Annotated in this window: 13 protein-coding genes; 3 read left to right on the forward strand and 10 right to left on the reverse strand. The window is 45.2% G+C overall.

Features of this window, described 5'->3' with window-relative positions:
• Positions 1-3: 3 nt before the first annotated feature.
• The 10 genes from DUN60_RS22650 to DUN60_RS22695 all read right to left on the reverse strand — a co-directional run bounded on the left by DUN60_RS22650 (position 4) and on the right by DUN60_RS22695 (position 11,203).
• Positions 4-501: a gluconokinase gene (locus DUN60_RS22650; RefSeq protein WP_017059513.1), complete on the reverse strand. Its 498-nt coding sequence runs from the start codon at positions 499-501 to the stop codon at positions 4-6.
• 118 nt (positions 502-619) lie between these two features.
• Positions 620-1,942 (reverse strand): TRAP transporter large permease, encoded by a 1,323-nt coding sequence (locus DUN60_RS22655; RefSeq protein WP_114635530.1) that lies wholly within the window; start codon positions 1,940-1,942, stop codon positions 620-622.
• Positions 1,935-2,492, reverse strand: coding sequence for a TRAP transporter small permease subunit (locus tag DUN60_RS22660; RefSeq protein WP_017079674.1), 558 nt, complete (start codon positions 2,490-2,492; stop codon positions 1,935-1,937). Before DUN60_RS22660 ends, DUN60_RS22655 begins: the two co-directional genes overlap by 8 nt.
• Positions 2,493-2,557: 65 nt before the next feature.
• A complete protein-coding gene (locus DUN60_RS22665) occupies positions 2,558-3,574 on the reverse strand; it encodes a TRAP transporter substrate-binding protein (RefSeq protein ID WP_114635531.1) in 1,017 nt (338 codons plus the stop codon).
• Positions 3,575-3,774: 200 nt separating this feature from the next.
• On the reverse strand, positions 3,775-4,677 hold the full coding sequence (locus tag DUN60_RS22670) for an EamA family transporter (RefSeq protein ID WP_114635532.1): 903 nt from the start codon (positions 4,675-4,677) through the stop codon (positions 3,775-3,777).
• A 137-nt stretch (positions 4,678-4,814) separates the two neighbouring features.
• Positions 4,815-5,519 (reverse strand): phosphonate utilization transcriptional regulator PhnR, encoded by a 705-nt coding sequence (gene phnR, locus DUN60_RS22675; protein ID WP_010428770.1) that lies wholly within the window; start codon positions 5,517-5,519, stop codon positions 4,815-4,817.
• Positions 5,520-5,587: 68 nt separating this feature from the next.
• Positions 5,588-7,297, reverse strand: a complete 1,710-nt coding sequence (locus DUN60_RS22680) for a putative 2-aminoethylphosphonate ABC transporter permease subunit (RefSeq protein ID WP_422641393.1) — start codon at positions 7,295-7,297, stop codon at positions 5,588-5,590.
• 21 nt (positions 7,298-7,318) lie between these two features.
• Positions 7,319-8,428 carry a putative 2-aminoethylphosphonate ABC transporter ATP-binding protein gene (locus DUN60_RS22685; protein ID WP_114635534.1) on the reverse strand — a complete coding sequence of 370 codons (1,110 nt, stop codon included), beginning with the start codon at positions 8,426-8,428 and terminating at the stop codon, positions 7,319-7,321.
• Between the two features lie 214 nt (positions 8,429-8,642).
• A complete protein-coding gene (locus DUN60_RS22690) occupies positions 8,643-10,064 on the reverse strand; it encodes an FAD-dependent oxidoreductase (RefSeq protein WP_114635535.1) in 1,422 nt (473 codons plus the stop codon).
• 128 nt (positions 10,065-10,192) lie between these two features.
• Positions 10,193-11,203 (reverse strand): putative 2-aminoethylphosphonate ABC transporter substrate-binding protein, encoded by a 1,011-nt coding sequence (locus DUN60_RS22695; protein WP_114635536.1) that lies wholly within the window; start codon positions 11,201-11,203, stop codon positions 10,193-10,195.
• A gap of 326 nt (positions 11,204-11,529) precedes the next feature.
• Here DUN60_RS22695 and phnW point away from each other — a divergent pair, with 326 nt between their 5' ends.
• The 3 genes from phnW to phnX all read left to right on the forward strand — a co-directional run bounded on the left by phnW (position 11,530) and on the right by phnX (position 15,036).
• A complete protein-coding gene (gene phnW / locus DUN60_RS22700) occupies positions 11,530-12,633 on the forward strand; it encodes a 2-aminoethylphosphonate--pyruvate transaminase (protein ID WP_114635537.1) in 1,104 nt (367 codons plus the stop codon).
• A complete protein-coding gene (locus DUN60_RS22705) occupies positions 12,633-14,090 on the forward strand; it encodes an aspartate aminotransferase family protein (RefSeq protein ID WP_114635538.1) in 1,458 nt (485 codons plus the stop codon). Before phnW ends, DUN60_RS22705 begins: the two co-directional genes overlap by 1 nt.
• A gap of 127 nt (positions 14,091-14,217) precedes the next feature.
• Complete coding sequence (gene phnX, locus DUN60_RS22710; protein WP_114635539.1) at positions 14,218-15,036, forward strand: phosphonoacetaldehyde hydrolase; 819 nt, start codon at positions 14,218-14,220, stop codon at positions 15,034-15,036.
• Positions 15,037-15,314: the final 278 nt, after the last annotated feature.

The raw sequence follows: 15,314 nt of genomic DNA on the forward strand, positions 1-15,314 counted from the left end.
GGTTTAGCCTATCTGCTTAATTTGTTTGAGTGCACTTTCTACTACCTGTTCGACATCTTGTGAGATATCAACAAACAACGCATCGGCTTCATTCGGTTCAACCAAGGTTGCGAACTGGCTTTTCAACATTTCTTGACCATTGAAGTAATGGTTCTCGCGCGCTTTATGGCGGTTCCAAATGGTGTCGAAGCTACCCTGTAGGTACACGATAACTAAACCTTCATTATTCTTTCGTAGAATGTCGCGATATTGAGGTTTCAATGCAGAACAAGCAATCACAGCACTTGGCTGTTCGATATATTGCTTATTCAGTGTTTCTAGCCATCCTTGACGATCTTCGTCAGTCAGCGGAATACCTTGACGCATTTTTTCTACGTTGCTTTGCGGATGGAAGTCATCGCCATCAAAGAATTGAAGCTCTAAAGCCTGTGCGATACGGCTACCAATTAGGCTTTTCCCGCATCCAGATACGCCCATCACGAGTATTTTTTTGCTTTTCATAAGGCAAGTCTTCCCTAAGCCCCAACCAAAACAGGGGCTGACAATCGAATCTAATAGTTAAACTTGTGTTGCTGTTGATAGGTTCCTGAACGTTAAACTCGCTCTGGAACCTTTGCTGTTATTGCCACCAAAGCGCGAGCTGAGGAAAGATAATAACCAGTGCCAGCACCAATACTTGAAGTGCAATGAACGGCAGTAGTGAAGAGAAAATCTCACCTAAGCTGATGTCTTTTGGTGCTACCGATTTCAGGTAGAAAGCCGCTGGACCAAATGGTGGTGACAAGAACGACACCTGCATGTTTAGACAGAACACAACGCCGAACCAAACTGGGTCGAACCCAAGGCCAGTAATGATTGGAACGAAAATTGGCATTGTTAGAAGTGCCACACCTACCCAGTCAAGGAACATGCCTAGTACCAGCAAGATAGCCATCATAATTAGCAATGTTACTGTCGCGTTGCCGCCACTGAGTGCAAGGATGGTTTCTTCGACAAAATCGATACCACCCATCAGGTTGTAGATACCAACCAGAGCACTTGCACCGATACCAATCCACATGATCATGCCGCAGGTACGCATGGTTGCCATCGCACTTTCTTTCAACATGCTGTAGTTCAATTCGCCACGGATTAATGCGCTGATCATGATGCCAACTACACCCAATGCAGACGCTTCTGTTACTGAAGCGATGCCTGTGTAGATACTGCCCAAAACCGTTGCAACAGAAAGCAGTGGGAAGAACAGAGCTTTGAAGTAGCTTGGCTGATTAGCGATGTCTTCTTCTGTCTCATCATCGCTTGGAATTGGCGCAAGAGAAGGGTTCAGCTTACAGCGAATCAATACATAACCGATGTAACAGCCCGCAAGGATAAACGCTGGTAAGAAAGACGCTTTAAACAGGTCGCCAATCGATACGCTGGCTGTCATGCCGTAGATGATCAATACGATACTTGGCGGAAGCATGGTACCAAGTGCGCCACCCGCACAGGTTGTACCGATAGCAAGCTTACGGTCGTAGCCCAAACGAAGCATTTGAGGTAGAGCAAGAATACCCAATAGTACCGTTTCACCACCGATAACACCGGACATAGAAGCCAATAGAACCGCAACTAATAGCGTTTGAACTGCAACACCACCACGAACCTTACGTCCGACCGATTTCATTGCATCAAACAGGTCACGCGCGATACCCGAACGGTCTAAGAGAGCCGCCATCAATACGAACATGGGAACGGCAAGGAAAACATAACCAGAAGCAAAGCTGTAGGTACGGCTTGCGATCAAAGGTAAGGCATCAGGGCCAAACCAGCATAGAGTGAAGAAAATCGCGACAAAGCCTGTTACGAACGCTAGCTGCATACCGGTCAGTAGCAAGCCAATCATCATAACCAGCATGAGCAAGCTGCCCCATGCGATACCAATAGAAGATAAATCAAACATCGTCATTCTTCCTTAGACCCATCAACTCTTGGATTAGGTGCAATACAAACTGGACAACAAGAACACACAAAACGACAAAGATCAGGCCTTTCAACAATGCAGGATAAGGCGCGTTTAACACTGAGCCTGATGTTTCAAGGCGGAACTCACCCCATGGTGCAAACCATGCTTCTTCTGCGGTGAAGTAAGCGGCGTAAGCCAACATGCCAGCAAAGGCCAAACCCACAATATGGTGAACGAGATTAAGATATTTACGTGCTTGGTTAGACACTGAATCGTAGATAAGAACCACACGCACGTGTTTATTCGCAGCAAACGCGTAGATACCACCAATAATGAATAATGAACCACCGATGAAAGAAGCTGTTTCATGTACCCATGTGGTCGGGGCATCGAATGCGTAACGCATCACAACTTCATAAAATGAAATCAATACAGTAAAGATAAAAAACCAGCTCACGAGATTACTGAACTTTATAACAAAACGATCGAGCGCATTTCTTGGTTGCTCGTCGTTTTCAGCTGGGGCATGGGGAGTTTTGTCTGTCATGAGCCAAATTTCCTGGGAGAATACGGGAGAGCAATGCCCTCCCCCGTCAGTTAGCTAAGTTTAAATTACAGTAAGCCGTTTTCTTCTAGGAACACTGTTACTGAAGTGTAAACTTTTCCTGCGTTATCAGAACGCTCTGCAAATACTTTCCATTGGCCTTTCGCGATTTCACGGAACTTCTTACGTTCTTCTTGTGACCAGTCGTGGATAGTAATTTCAGGGTTCGCTTGAGCTTCTTTAAGCGCAGCTTGGTCAGCCATTTTCAGCTGAGTCGTCATGTCGTAAGAGAAGTCACGCACTGATGTTTGCAGCATTGTTTGTAGATCAGCTGGCATCTTGTCCCATTTCTTCTGAGAAATAGAGATATCGATAAGCGGCAATGAGTGGAAGCCCGGTTGAACTGGGTGGGTAGCAATGTCGTTCATGCCCGCTTTTTGGTTTGTTGAAAATACTGTGTAGTCCGCGGCATCAATTACGCCTTTGCTCAGGCCAGTAAATACTTCAGAACCCGGCAGGTTTACTGGAGTCGCACCCGCGGCTGCAAATACTTGTTGAACTAGGCCTTCAGGCGCACGTAATTTCAATCCTTTAAGATCCGCAACACCATCGATTGGCTTTTTAGAAATGAAAGATTCAACACCCGTTGTAGAAGCACCAACAAACTGAACACCGTAAGGCTTATACAGTTCAGTCATTAGTTCGTTACCGCCACCGTAGTTCATGTACTGAAGCAGTTGTGTTGTGTCAGACCACGCACCAACCATGTTACCGATTAGGCCGAATGCTGGATCTTTACCAGAGAAGTAACCTGTTGCTGTGATGTGACCATCTAGGATGCCCATTTTGATCGCGCCTAGCGTTTCTGTGTGTTTAACCACAGCGCCAACAGGCAGAAGATCGATATCAATACGTCCGTTAGACATCGTCTCTACTCGCTCAGCCCACTTCTGCTGAACCTTGAAGTTCAAATCACCAGATGGATCTGAAGATTGAACCTTAAGTTTAAAATCTGCAGCCATTGCTGAAGTAGCAAATAGACCAGTGAGGGAAGCGGCAATCAGCGTTTTAGTCAGAGCTTTCATTTGGGTATCCTTATGAGTTTCACAGAGTCCGGCTTGTTATTATATGTTACCGGTAACGTTGAGATGAATGTTACCGGTAACTTTACAACCTTGTCTATGAGAAGGATCACATCTTTAACATTAGTAAAACGTTTGCTATCAATAAGAAAAATGCGACTGAAAAGTCACGTTATAGGTTGGAGGTAGGATTTAATTTCTTTTTAAGTCAGTGAGATAACTAAGCCAGCAATGATAAACATGACGCCTACACCACGTGTAACGTGCCACTTTTCCTTTAAAAAGTAGATCCCCATCACTACGCCGAAGATGATACTTACTTGCCTAAGTGCAACAACCAAGCTGACGTTCTCTGTCATAGTCATCGCAAACAGCACCAAGCCATAAGTCGAAGCCATCATAATGCCTGCAAGCGTGGCTTTCTTGCGTAGTATCCACGCATTCGCAAACTCGATTCTTTGGTTGGTTACGAATAACCAAACACTCAGCGGAATCACAATCGCCCAAAACTGAATGCCTAGGTAGAAAATCGCGGTGTGTTTGTTAGTAATGGTTGGTGTGCTTAGAGGATTTAATAATAGAAGCGCCTCTTTATCAATGATGGAATAGCCCGTGGTACCAATAGCGGCGATTAACGCCCACAGCACGCCAAGGTTGAGATACGCTTTTAACCTAAAATCTGAAAACTTCTTAAGTGGAACAAACAAACAACCCAAGGTAATCAAGGGGAACCCAAACCATTGATTAGGTGACAGCTCATAGCCTATCAACACCGTGCCTAAACCCACCATCAACACGGGCAGTGCTCTTGCCATTGGGTAAATCACGCCGATATCAGCCTGTTTATAGGCTGCCCCCAAGCCGATCAAATAGATGATTTGGCAAATCCCGCTCAAGAAAACCAGTTGCCAAAATGGAAGTAAGATATTTGACAGTCCAACACTGTGAACATACCAGATCAAGTAAGGCGTCAATATCGCGGCAGCGGCAAAGCCAGAGGCTAAGAAGAAAGACGAGCCCGAGCCTTGATTAGATTTACCTAGAACGTTCCAACCCGCGTGAAGCAAAGCCGAAATGATCACGATTACAATCGCAGAGAATTCCATTTCATTCCTAAATTATTGATGAATTAGCACAACGGCTGACAACAGGTGATAAAAAAGGCCTCCGAATAAGAGACCTTTGAGCGTTTCAATTGGGCAATCCTGCATAATTGCAGATATGCCAACGTTCTAAAGTATGACTAGCGCTCTAGCTGTGCGATCGACTCAATGCTGATCGCGTCATGACGCCAATATTCAATATCGCAATCAATCAAATCACCGTCTTGATTGTAATTAACACGCTCAACCACCATAGCCGGAGAACCAGAAGTCGCACGCAGGGCTTGCGCGGTTTCGCCAAGCAAAGACGTTGTGCTCACTCGGTAACGGATCTTCTGATACACCACGCCAAAGTGCTCACGGTAGATGTCCGTCAACGATTTAGACAAGTCATAATCAAGCAAATTAGGGAACAGCTCAGGTCGAATGTAGTTGGTCACATACACAACGGGTCTGTCTTCAAGATAACGAACTCTGTCTACTCGATAAACATCCGAAAAAGGTTGCAGCTCAAGAAGCCTAGTTGCTTCCTTGGTTGCTAACATGCCTTTCGCCGCCACCAACTCTGTTTTCGGCTTACGGTTCTGCGACAGAGCCATATTGGTGAAGTTCAGTGTTTGTGTTGGATCGTAGCGCAGTGGCGCAGGAGAGATAAACCAACCACGTCGGTCTTCTCGATAAATTCGGCCTTCCGCTTCAAGTGAAGACAAGGCTTCACGTAACGTAACTCGTGTTGTATCAAACGATTCAGCCAGTTTGCGCTCCGCAGGCAGCTTCTGTCGTGGTGTTAACATCCCCGACTCTATCTGCTCTACGATGACATCTTTGATTTTTACGTACTGCACTTCATTTCCTTTTATTCTTGTTCTTGTCGTCAGCCACTCCTTGGCCAACTGCAATATAAAATGGTTTGCTAGCGTTTACGCCAAGCTTGGGTGCGCTTCTCGAATAACTTATTGATTAACATATGAATCAACTTCGCGCTCGCTGCCGATATCATGATCATCACCGCCATGGCAGCTGCTGCACCCGTTTGCCCCGCGTCGTCCATATTCAGTACTGAAACTGACGCAGGTATCGTATCGGTAGAATACAAGAATACTACCGCAGATGTCGTGGTAAGTGCATTAATAAACAGGTATGTCGCAATATCTAAAATCGCAGGCAGACAAACTGGCACCGTCACCTTAAAGAACAGCTTGTATTGCGGTAAGTTCACCGAGGCTGCGGTCGCTTCAATTTCATCAGGTAGTTGTTTTAATGCAGTCAACGCCGTCATGTGACCGACTGTGTAGTAGTGAACTACGGTGTTAATAACCAAGAACGCCATTGTTCCGTATAGGAAATTTAAAGGGTTACTTAAATCGTTGAAATAAAAAATATACCCTAAACCAAGTACCATGCCTGGAACCGCCATCGGTACCACACTGAGCATTTGCATTGCTTGACGAATAGGGCCGAATGCTCTGCCTTTCTCAATGCAATAAGCACCCAAGAAAATCAATACCGTGCCGACAATTGCTGTCCATGCGCCTAGCGTTAAAGAGTTGAAGAATGGCGTCCAACCGTAAGTACTCATCTCAGAAAAATTATAGTTATTTAGTGTTAACGCCTTGTTCCAAGGCCAGAACGTGACCATTGACCCGTATATCGCCATACCCAACACAATAATCACAGCCGCCGATATGATGGCGCAATAAAGAAAGCACAACCCATCACGTAGAGTGCTTGGTTCTGGTTGGTACGCGACAGAGCGAGTATCAAATAGGCTCTTCTGCTTCTTTTGAACCCAGCGATCAACGGTAAACGCCAATAATGCAGGCAACAGCAAGATGATACTGGTCACTGCACCCATCGAGAAATTCTGTTGCCCGACCACCTGCTTAAAGATATCGGTAGATAACACGTTGTAACTACCACCAATCACCTTCGGTACGCCAAAGTCACAAACTACCAATGTAAACACAACGATCAAAGTGCTGATCAAACCATACTTTGCTGCTGGTAACGTCACCATAAAGAAGGTTTTCAAAGGTGAAGTGTTTAAGGCTCGTGCCGCTTCATAAAGACGAGCGTCAGAGGTTCTCAATGAAGTAGTTAAAATCATTAAGGCGTGTGGAAACGTCCAGAATATCAGGCCCAGTGAGATACCAATCAATCCGTACACCGAGTTGCCACCCAAGACTTCTTTAGCGATACCTTGATTACCAAATAAGAAGATCAAACTGATCGCGGGAAGCAATGAAGGAGCAAGAATCGGCGCTGAACCCAACACCTGAAAAAGTCCCTTGAAAGGCATACATGAACGAGTCAACGCATAGGCATAACCAAACGCTAATACACCCACAACAACCGTTACTAGCAGACCCAAAGTAAAAGTGTTCCCTACAGATTGCCAAAGGCTTTGAGAAGCAAAATACGTTGCGAAATTCTGTAGTCCTACAAATTCTCCGTCTGCATTCTGAACACTCTTTTTCAACATCGCCCATAGTGGCATCAGGATAAACAACGTCATGACCACAGACAAAAAGGCCAGCAGACCAAATAGGATTACATTGTCTTTGCTTAACCGAGCCAGAAAAGGCTGTACTCGTCGTTGAATTAGCAGCTTAGATTGCATCATTTGAGTCGATTCCATGATTATTTACGCCGCCTCATCTTTCATCACTTGCAGGCTTTTCGATGAGTAAGCTCTAAGGCCTTCTTGATCAAATGCTACGTAACGAATATCACTGCGGCGGAGCTTCAATCGATTGAACTCTTTGACTGACACATCAACGATGATCTCTTTCGCCGTTGAATCATGTTGTAATTCGCACTCAACTCGATAGAAAGCCCCTAGGAACTCGCTCGATACGATTCTCACGGGTAATGACTCACTAAAACGATCAACAAACTGGATTTGCTCTGGACGAACGGCAATATCGAAAACATCACCAAGTTTTGGAGTGAGGTTATCTAAACCCGGCAACGGTAGCATCGACTCAGCAATACGTATCTTGCCTTGCGCTGCGACAGAAGCTTGAATGAAGTTCATGCTGCCAACAAACTCAGCCACAAAACGACTGACTGGTTTTTGGTAGATCTCTTGTGGGGCACCGACTTGCTCAATGACACCGTGGTTCATCACCACTATTCGGTCTGCCATCGTCAAGGCTTCATCTTGGTCGTGCGTCACCATGATGGTCGTAATACCCAGTTTGCGTTGCAGCTGGCAGATCTCGTCACGCAGGTGTGTTCTTACCTTCGCATCCAACGCAGAAAGCGGCTCATCAAGTAATAACAAACCTGGAGACAACGCCAATGCGCGAGCCAGAGCAACACGCTGCTGTTGTCCACCAGACAGTTGATTCGGATATTTTTGGCCAGACGTCGGTAAACCAATCGTTTCTAACCAAGACTCTACTGTTTCCAGAGCTTCTTTGGTCGACATCCCTTGATTCTTCAGACCAATCGCAATGTTTTCTTCCACTGTGAGATTGGGAAACAAAGCATAAGATTGAAACACGATACCAAAGTCACGCTTTTCTGGTGGCAAGAAGGTCGTATCATTACCGTTCTGCTCAATAGAACCAGAGGTCGGTAAATCTAGACCTGCAATCGCACGTAATAAGGTGGTTTTTCCACAGCCAGATGGACCAAGGAAGCAGACGAACTCGCCTTTATCTATTGATAAGGAAATGTCTTTTAACGCTGTAAATTGGCCAAATTGCTTTACAACGTTTTCAATATTCAAATAAGTTTGGTTGCTCATACTACAGCACTCTCCATATGGTATATACCAAATTTAAACTGAGAATATTGCAGTTGAGTGACAAATTTATAGAAGCTAAATGACAGTTATATTGCAGATATAATAAGCATTAAAGATTGCTACTTGTTCAGCATTAAAAGTTAGTTCAACGTTGAAAACCCTCAGTGACTTGCCCATAAATCACTGAGGGCCTAAATGTAAACGCTAGATTAGTTTACGATTCAACCTTGTCGGCTTTACCTGCTGCACCCGCCAACTTTGCCAATTGCCTATCAAGCCACAATGGCGTGTTACCGGAATCTTCCGCGTTCTCTTTTCTTCGTACCGCATCACGAACCATCATGGCACCTACCCAACGGAATGGCTCTGGCGGGAAGTGTCCTAACGGGCCTTTAGTTAAACCGCTTCGTGTCCAAGCGTTGTCGATATCGAGTGCCATTGCTGACAAAATCTTCCCACCCATTCGGGTTTGAGCAACGCCATTACCAGAGTAACCAAGCCCATAATAGATATTACTTTGGCCTTTTAGATTACCGAAAAATGGCAAACCGGTGACCGAACGATCTGAGCCGCCTGACCAGTTGTAATCGAATTCACTCTGCTCTAGTTTAGGGAAAAGTTTTTGAAAGGATTGATTAAGAATCGGCAGGTAGTTGGTCGTTTGGTTAAACATGCTTTCAACTTGATTGGCAAACGAGAACTTATTACCGCCTTTGCCCAACATGAGTCGTCCGTCCTGGGTATCTCGGTAATAGTGGACAAAGATACGCGAATCTACCACCGCTGACCCTTTCTCTGGACCAAACTGCTTGAGCTTTTCAGGAATAGGCTTAGTCACCACCATATCTGAAGAAACAACCACTATGCTGCGTTTGAACTCTTTAAAGTGATCGAGCATCCATGCATTGAGCGCTAAGATCACTTTATCCGCAAATACGGAACCGCCTTTGGTTTGGACGCGAACTGGTGAGCCGTAATCAAGAGAAACCATCTCTGTATTTTCGTAAATTTCGACACCCAGTTCGAGAGCAACTCTGCGCAAACCTCTAGCCAATAACGCTGGCTGCACACTGCCCGCAGCTTCTGAGTAGTAACCCTCAATGTGGCGATCAGATCCCGCTTTATCAGCTAAGGACTGATCACACTTCTTCCAGCTATTGATCCCCTGCTTGACCAACTCATTAACGATAGGCTTCATTCCGCCCTTTTGAGATTCATTGGTTGCCGTATAGTAAGTGCCACTTCTATAAAGGTGCGCATCGATTTTATGCTCGTTACAGAACGCTTCGATCTCGTAAATGACCTTTTCCGATTCCTTAACCAACCATTTCGCTTGTTCTTTTCCGTAGAGCTTTTTCAGCGTCGGATATTTGGTTGACCACGTCAGCATGCAACCGCCGTTCGCACCAGAAGCACCGCTACCACATAGGCATTTTTCAATCACGACAACATGCTTTTCGGGTTGCTGTTGTTTGATTAAAATCGCCGTCCATAAACCCGTATAGCCACCGCCAACAATGGCGATATCACAGTTAACGTCTTTTTGAAGCGGTTTAGAGGACTCTAGCCCTGCCTTGATGCTGCCAAATTCCTGCTCCAATGCTTGCTTGAACCAATATGAGTAGTGCTTTTTCATTTGTTGTACCTTACTAAAAACCTAAAGGCGTAAAACTAAAAAAGGAAGACCGAAGCCTTCCTTTACTGATTCCTAACTTCTAATGAGCTGCATATCTATTGGACTACGTGTCTAATAAGCTCAGTAGATTAAGATTTTGGCTCTGATTTAGCGTCAAACTTCTCAGACCATGTTTTCAATACATCTGCACGTTCGCTGCCCATACGAGCGAAGTCCATTTTTGCCATGTTCTTCTCTACGTTCGGGAAGTTTTCTGCTTTACCTGTCACATCTTGGTGGCCAACAACTGGGTACATTTCGATGTAAAGTTCATTCGCTGCTTTAGATATTGACCAATCGATAACACGTTGTGCTGCATCCGAAGGCTTAACAAGACCTACCGCTTCAGATTCCCAACCGATACCTTCAGGCGTAATGACAGAAAGTGGCGCACCTTGAGTTTTTAGCTTCGCACCTCGGCTCGCCATAGAAATTCCGATAGCCACTTCCCCCATACCCGCTTGAACACATGGCTTCGAACCTGAGTGCGTGTAATGAGCAATGTTTTGATCTAGCTTCTGCATGTAGCTCCAACCTTGGTCTTCACCCATGTTTTGTAACCAAGCCGAAACCTGCATGTAGCCCGTACCAGAAGATGCTGGGTTTGGCATAGCAATGTGGCCCTTGTAGATAGGTTTCGTTAGGTCATCCCAAGATTTAGGTGCCGGTAAGTTAAGTTGCTTAGCAACTATTTCGTTAAAGCAAACGGCATTAAAGAATGCGTCATTGCCATACCAAGCTTGAGTAGACTGTGGGTCGTTAAGATTAGCGCGTAATGCTTCTACACCTTGAGGTGTGTAAGGCTTGAGAATGCCCTCTTCTTTAAGCAAAGCCATAGAAGAGCCCGCAAGACCCCATACTACTTCTGCACGAGGGTTGTTTTTCTCGGCCAATAATTTTGCCGTCATGATCCCAGTTGAATCACGAACCCATTTGATGTTGATGTCTGGGTTTTCACTTTCAAATGCGTTTTTGTATTTCGCTAAAATGTCAGTTTCAAAAGCGGTGTAAACCGTCACTTCCTGTGCTGCATAAGCATTACCAGCTAATAGAGTAACTAATGCTGCAAGTGATCCTTTCATAAAACGGTTTTTCATCATTTTCTCCAGTCAGGCCCGATGCCAAGGTTAGAAGTTAGAAGCTCCATCTAGAGACTTCTATATCTATAAATTCATTTAGGTTGTAAGCACACGCCTCTACATTGGTATGTACCAGATTTCGAATATTAAGCTAATCGACTTTTGTGACGGTTAAATGAACAAAAAATGGCAGTTTAAAGATCGGAGAATATCTCAGACAAGTGGTCAGTTTTAAATATGAAGCTTTTATGAAAATGACGTTTGGGCTATTTACGACCGTTTAAATTGGTTGTTAAAGTAAACGCAAATATTGGTATAGTCCAAAATGAACATCACGAGAACTGAACATGAGAAACGAATACTTACTACTGACACCGGGCCCTCTATCTACTTCTGAAACCGTTCGCCAAGCGATGCTAAAAGACTGGTGTACTTGGGATGATGAATACAACAAAGACGTTGTTGAAGTGATTCGTAGCAAGCTAGTGACTTTAGCGACTAAGCAAACGGGTTATACAAGTGTATTAATGCAAGGCAGCGGCACCGCTTCAGTTGAAGCAACAATCGGTAGCGTTATCTCTAAAAGCGGCAAGCTTCTTGTTGTTGACAACGGTGCGTATGGTGCTCGGATTGCTCAAATCGCAGAATATTTAAACATTCCATGCCATGTCGTTTCCCCAGGTGAAACATCACAACCTGACTTGAACGAAATGGAGACTGCATTGGCCATGGATTCAGACATTACTCACGTTGCGATTGTGCACTGTGAGACCACTACAGGTATGCTGAATCCAATTGAAGAGATTGCCAAATTGGCAAAACAGCACAACAAAACCGTCATTCTTGATGCTATGTCGAGCTTTGGCGGTATCCCTATGGATATTGCTGACTTAGGCATCGACTACATGATCAGCTCAGCAAACAAGTGCATTCAAGGTGTACCTGGATTCGGCTTTGTTATTGCTAAGCAATCAGATCTCGAGAAGTGCAAAGGCCAAGCTCGCTCATTAAGCCTTGATTTGTTTGACCAATGGCACTGTATGGAAAGCAACCATGGTAAATGGCGCTTCACCTCCCCGACTCACACGGTGCGTGCGTTCTACCAAGCCCTGCTTGAATTGGAACAAGAAGGCGGCATTGAAGCTCGTCACAATCGCTACCGAACCAACCAAACCACATTGGTTGCTGGCATGCGCTCTCTTGGTTTAGAACCACTGCTTAACGATGACCTTCACTCACCTATCATCACCTCTTTCTACTCTCCAATTCATAGCGATTACCAGTTCAAGGAATTCTATGACCGTTTGAAAGAGCAAGGGTTTGTGATTTACCCGGGTAAGGTTTCAAACGCAGACTGCTTCCGCATCGGTAACATCGGTGAAGTTTACCCGTCAGACATTGAAGCCCTCATTGGCGCAGTGAAAAACGCTATGTACTGGGACATCAAATAATGACGACGACCAATCCAGAGCAAGTTCTGAAGGCGACGCACTTTCGAAGCGAAGGCGATGTGAACACCACGCCAGCGCGTGAGAAATGGAACGAATCGCTAAACGATGATGCGACACAAGTGATGTTGAAACGTGACTCTGACGTATTTCTTCATCAAGCGATGTCAACGCCTTGCCTAGACACACTTGAAGCTGCAGAAGGCATCTACATTCAAGATGCGACTGGCAAGAAGTATATGGACTTTCACGGGAATAATGTTCACCAGCTAGGTTATGGCCACCCACACATCATTAATAAAGTGACTCAACAAATGGCATCATTGCCGTTTTCACCGCGTCGCTTTACCAATGAGACGGCCGTTCAGTGCGCTGAGAAACTCACGCAGATCTGCGGTGGTGATTTGAATCGCGTGTTGTTTGCTCCCGGTGGTACATCGGTTATTGGCATGGCACTCAAATTAGCGCGACATGTCACCAACAACTTCAAAGTCGTTTCATTGTGGGATTCATTCCACGGTGCGTCACTTGATGCGATCTCTGTCGGCGGTGAAGCTTGTTTTCGTGAAGGCATGGGGCCGTTAATGGCTGGCGTAGAACGCATTCCACCAGCAGTTTCCTATCGTGGTGCTTTTCCGCTTAGAGACTCTTTTTCGCCTCGCGATAGTTTTCCGTTAAGTGGGAGTAGCGCAGGCGATAACAATGAGACTGCATGTGATGTGCACTATGCCGATTACCTTGAGTACGTCATTGAAAAAGAAGGTGGCATTGGTGCCTTCATTGCGGAAGCAGTGCGTAACACAGACGTTCAAGTACCAAGCAAAGCTTACTGGAAGCGCATCCGTGAGATCTGCGATAAGCATAACGTCATGTTGATCATCGACGACATTCCAAACGGAATGGGTCGCAGTGGCGAATGGTTCACTCACCAAGCCTTTGATATCGAACCTGACATTCTTTGTATCGGTAAAGGTTTTGGCGGCGGCTTAGTACCAATCGCAGCCATGATCACTAAAGACAAATACAACACGGCAGCGCAAGTATCTCTTGGTCACTACACCCACGAAAAAAGCCCAATTGGTTGCGCGGCAGCACTCGCCACCATGGAAGTGATTGAGCAAGAAAACCTACTTGAAAAAGTGCAAGCAGACAGCGCATTCGTGTGTGAGCAGCTGCTTCAAATGAAAGAGAAGTACCCAGTCATTGGTGACGTTCGCGGCATCGGTCTGCTTTGGGGGGTTGAGTTGGTCACTGACCATATCACCAAAACCCGGGCTTTCGATGAAGCAGAAGCGGTACTTTATCAATGTCTGAACGATGGCCTGAGCTTTAAGGTGTCACAAGGTAACGTGATTCAGTTAAGTCCACCATTGATCATCAGCCGTAGCGAACTAGAAGTCGCTCTGTCTGTCTTCGAAAAAGCGATAGCAAAAGTCTGCAAAGACTTCGAATACCTTTAAATCACCTTTTAAAGTACGTCTTGAAGAAATAATTTCAAGCAACCAATAACCTAAAACAATCAGTAACCTCCCGACTGAACCTTTAAGTTTTAAACAGGCGGGAAGTGACACACAATAGGACACTATTATGAACACAACATCACCTATCCAAGCGGTTATCTTTGACTGGGCTGGCACTATCGTTGATTTCGGCTCGTTTGCTCCAACAAGCATCTTCGTTGAAGCATTCAGACAAGGTTTCGACTTTAACATCGACCTAGCAGAAGCACGCGAACCCATGGGTATCGGCAAATGGGATCACATCCAAGCGGTCGGTCAAATCCCAGCGGTTGACGCTCGTTGGAATGCTCAATTCGGACGCTCGATGACCAGCGAAGACGTTGATGCGATCTACGCGGCATTCATGCCTCTTCAAAAAGCGAAAGTAGCCGACCACGCAGCGCCTATTTTAAACGCAATTGAAGTGGTAAATGACCTAAAAGAGAAGAATGTAAAAATAGGTTCTTGCTCTGGTTACCCACGAGAAGTGATGGACGTACTGATTCCAGCTGCAGCAGATTACGGTTATCTTCCTGACAACGTAGTAGCGACTGATGATTTACCGAAAGGCGGTCGCCCAGCTCCATTCATGGCGCTTAAAAACGTCATTGACCTAGGTGTGACGAACGTCGCTGCGTGTGTGAAAGTGGATGACGCAGCACCTGGTATCGATGAAGGTCACAACGCAGGCATGTGGACAGTTGGACTTGTATTATCGGGGAACGAAGCAGGCTTAACATACCAAGAATATTTAGATGCAGACGAGACAACACTTGCAGCTGCACGTGAAAAAGCAAGCGTTAAGCTAAACAAATCAAACCCGCACTACCTGATCGATACCATCGCCGACTTACCTAGAGTGATTGCAGATATTGAAAAACGTTTGTTAGCCGGTGAACGCCCATAACGGCTATACCTCCTCTAACGCCTGCAATTCAGGCTATATAAGCAAATAATCCGAGCACATAAAAAATGAAACCTCGTATCACGTAAAAATGATACGAGGTTTCGTCGTTTCCAACATTTGAGACAGCAATTGTTCGACAAAAAAGTTATAAATAGCACCTTGAAAAATATAAATCCCAACAATCACATTGACTCTCATAAGCAATCAGACTAACAATGTATTAACAGTTCTTGAAAAGGTTCTGCCTGAATCAACGCCTTGATTTACTTACTTTTGCA

The organism is Vibrio splendidus, assembly GCF_003345295.1.
Classification (GTDB): domain Bacteria; phylum Pseudomonadota; class Gammaproteobacteria; order Enterobacterales; family Vibrionaceae; genus Vibrio; species Vibrio splendidus_K.

What these genes read in the sequence shown, in the direction of transcription:
- DUN60_RS22660 (WP_017079674.1), bottom strand. Translation starts at nt 2,492, where the DNA reads ATGACAGACAAAACTCCCCATGCCCCAGCTGAAAACGACGAGCAACCA.
- phnX (WP_114635539.1), top strand. Translation starts at nt 14,218, where the DNA reads ATGAACACAACATCACCTATCCAAGCGGTTATCTTTGACTGGGCTGGC.
- DUN60_RS22650 (WP_017059513.1), bottom strand. Translation starts at nt 501, where the DNA reads ATGAAAAGCAAAAAAATACTCGTGATGGGCGTATCTGGATGCGGGAAA.
- DUN60_RS22695 (WP_114635536.1), bottom strand. Translation starts at nt 11,203, where the DNA reads ATGATGAAAAACCGTTTTATGAAAGGATCACTTGCAGCATTAGTTACT.
- DUN60_RS22690 (WP_114635535.1), bottom strand. Translation starts at nt 10,064, where the DNA reads ATGAAAAAGCACTACTCATATTGGTTCAAGCAAGCATTGGAGCAGGAA.
- DUN60_RS22680 (WP_422641393.1), bottom strand. Translation starts at nt 7,297, where the DNA reads ATGATGCAATCTAAGCTGCTAATTCAACGACGAGTACAGCCTTTTCTG.
- DUN60_RS22655 (WP_114635530.1), bottom strand. Translation starts at nt 1,942, where the DNA reads ATGTTTGATTTATCTTCTATTGGTATCGCATGGGGCAGCTTGCTCATG.
- phnW (WP_114635537.1), top strand. Translation starts at nt 11,530, where the DNA reads ATGAGAAACGAATACTTACTACTGACACCGGGCCCTCTATCTACTTCT.
- DUN60_RS22705 (WP_114635538.1), top strand. Translation starts at nt 12,633, where the DNA reads ATGACGACGACCAATCCAGAGCAAGTTCTGAAGGCGACGCACTTTCGA.
- DUN60_RS22665 (WP_114635531.1), bottom strand. Translation starts at nt 3,574, where the DNA reads ATGAAAGCTCTGACTAAAACGCTGATTGCCGCTTCCCTCACTGGTCTA.
- DUN60_RS22670 (WP_114635532.1), bottom strand. Translation starts at nt 4,677, where the DNA reads ATGGAATTCTCTGCGATTGTAATCGTGATCATTTCGGCTTTGCTTCAC.
- DUN60_RS22685 (WP_114635534.1), bottom strand. Translation starts at nt 8,428, where the DNA reads ATGAGCAACCAAACTTATTTGAATATTGAAAACGTTGTAAAGCAATTT.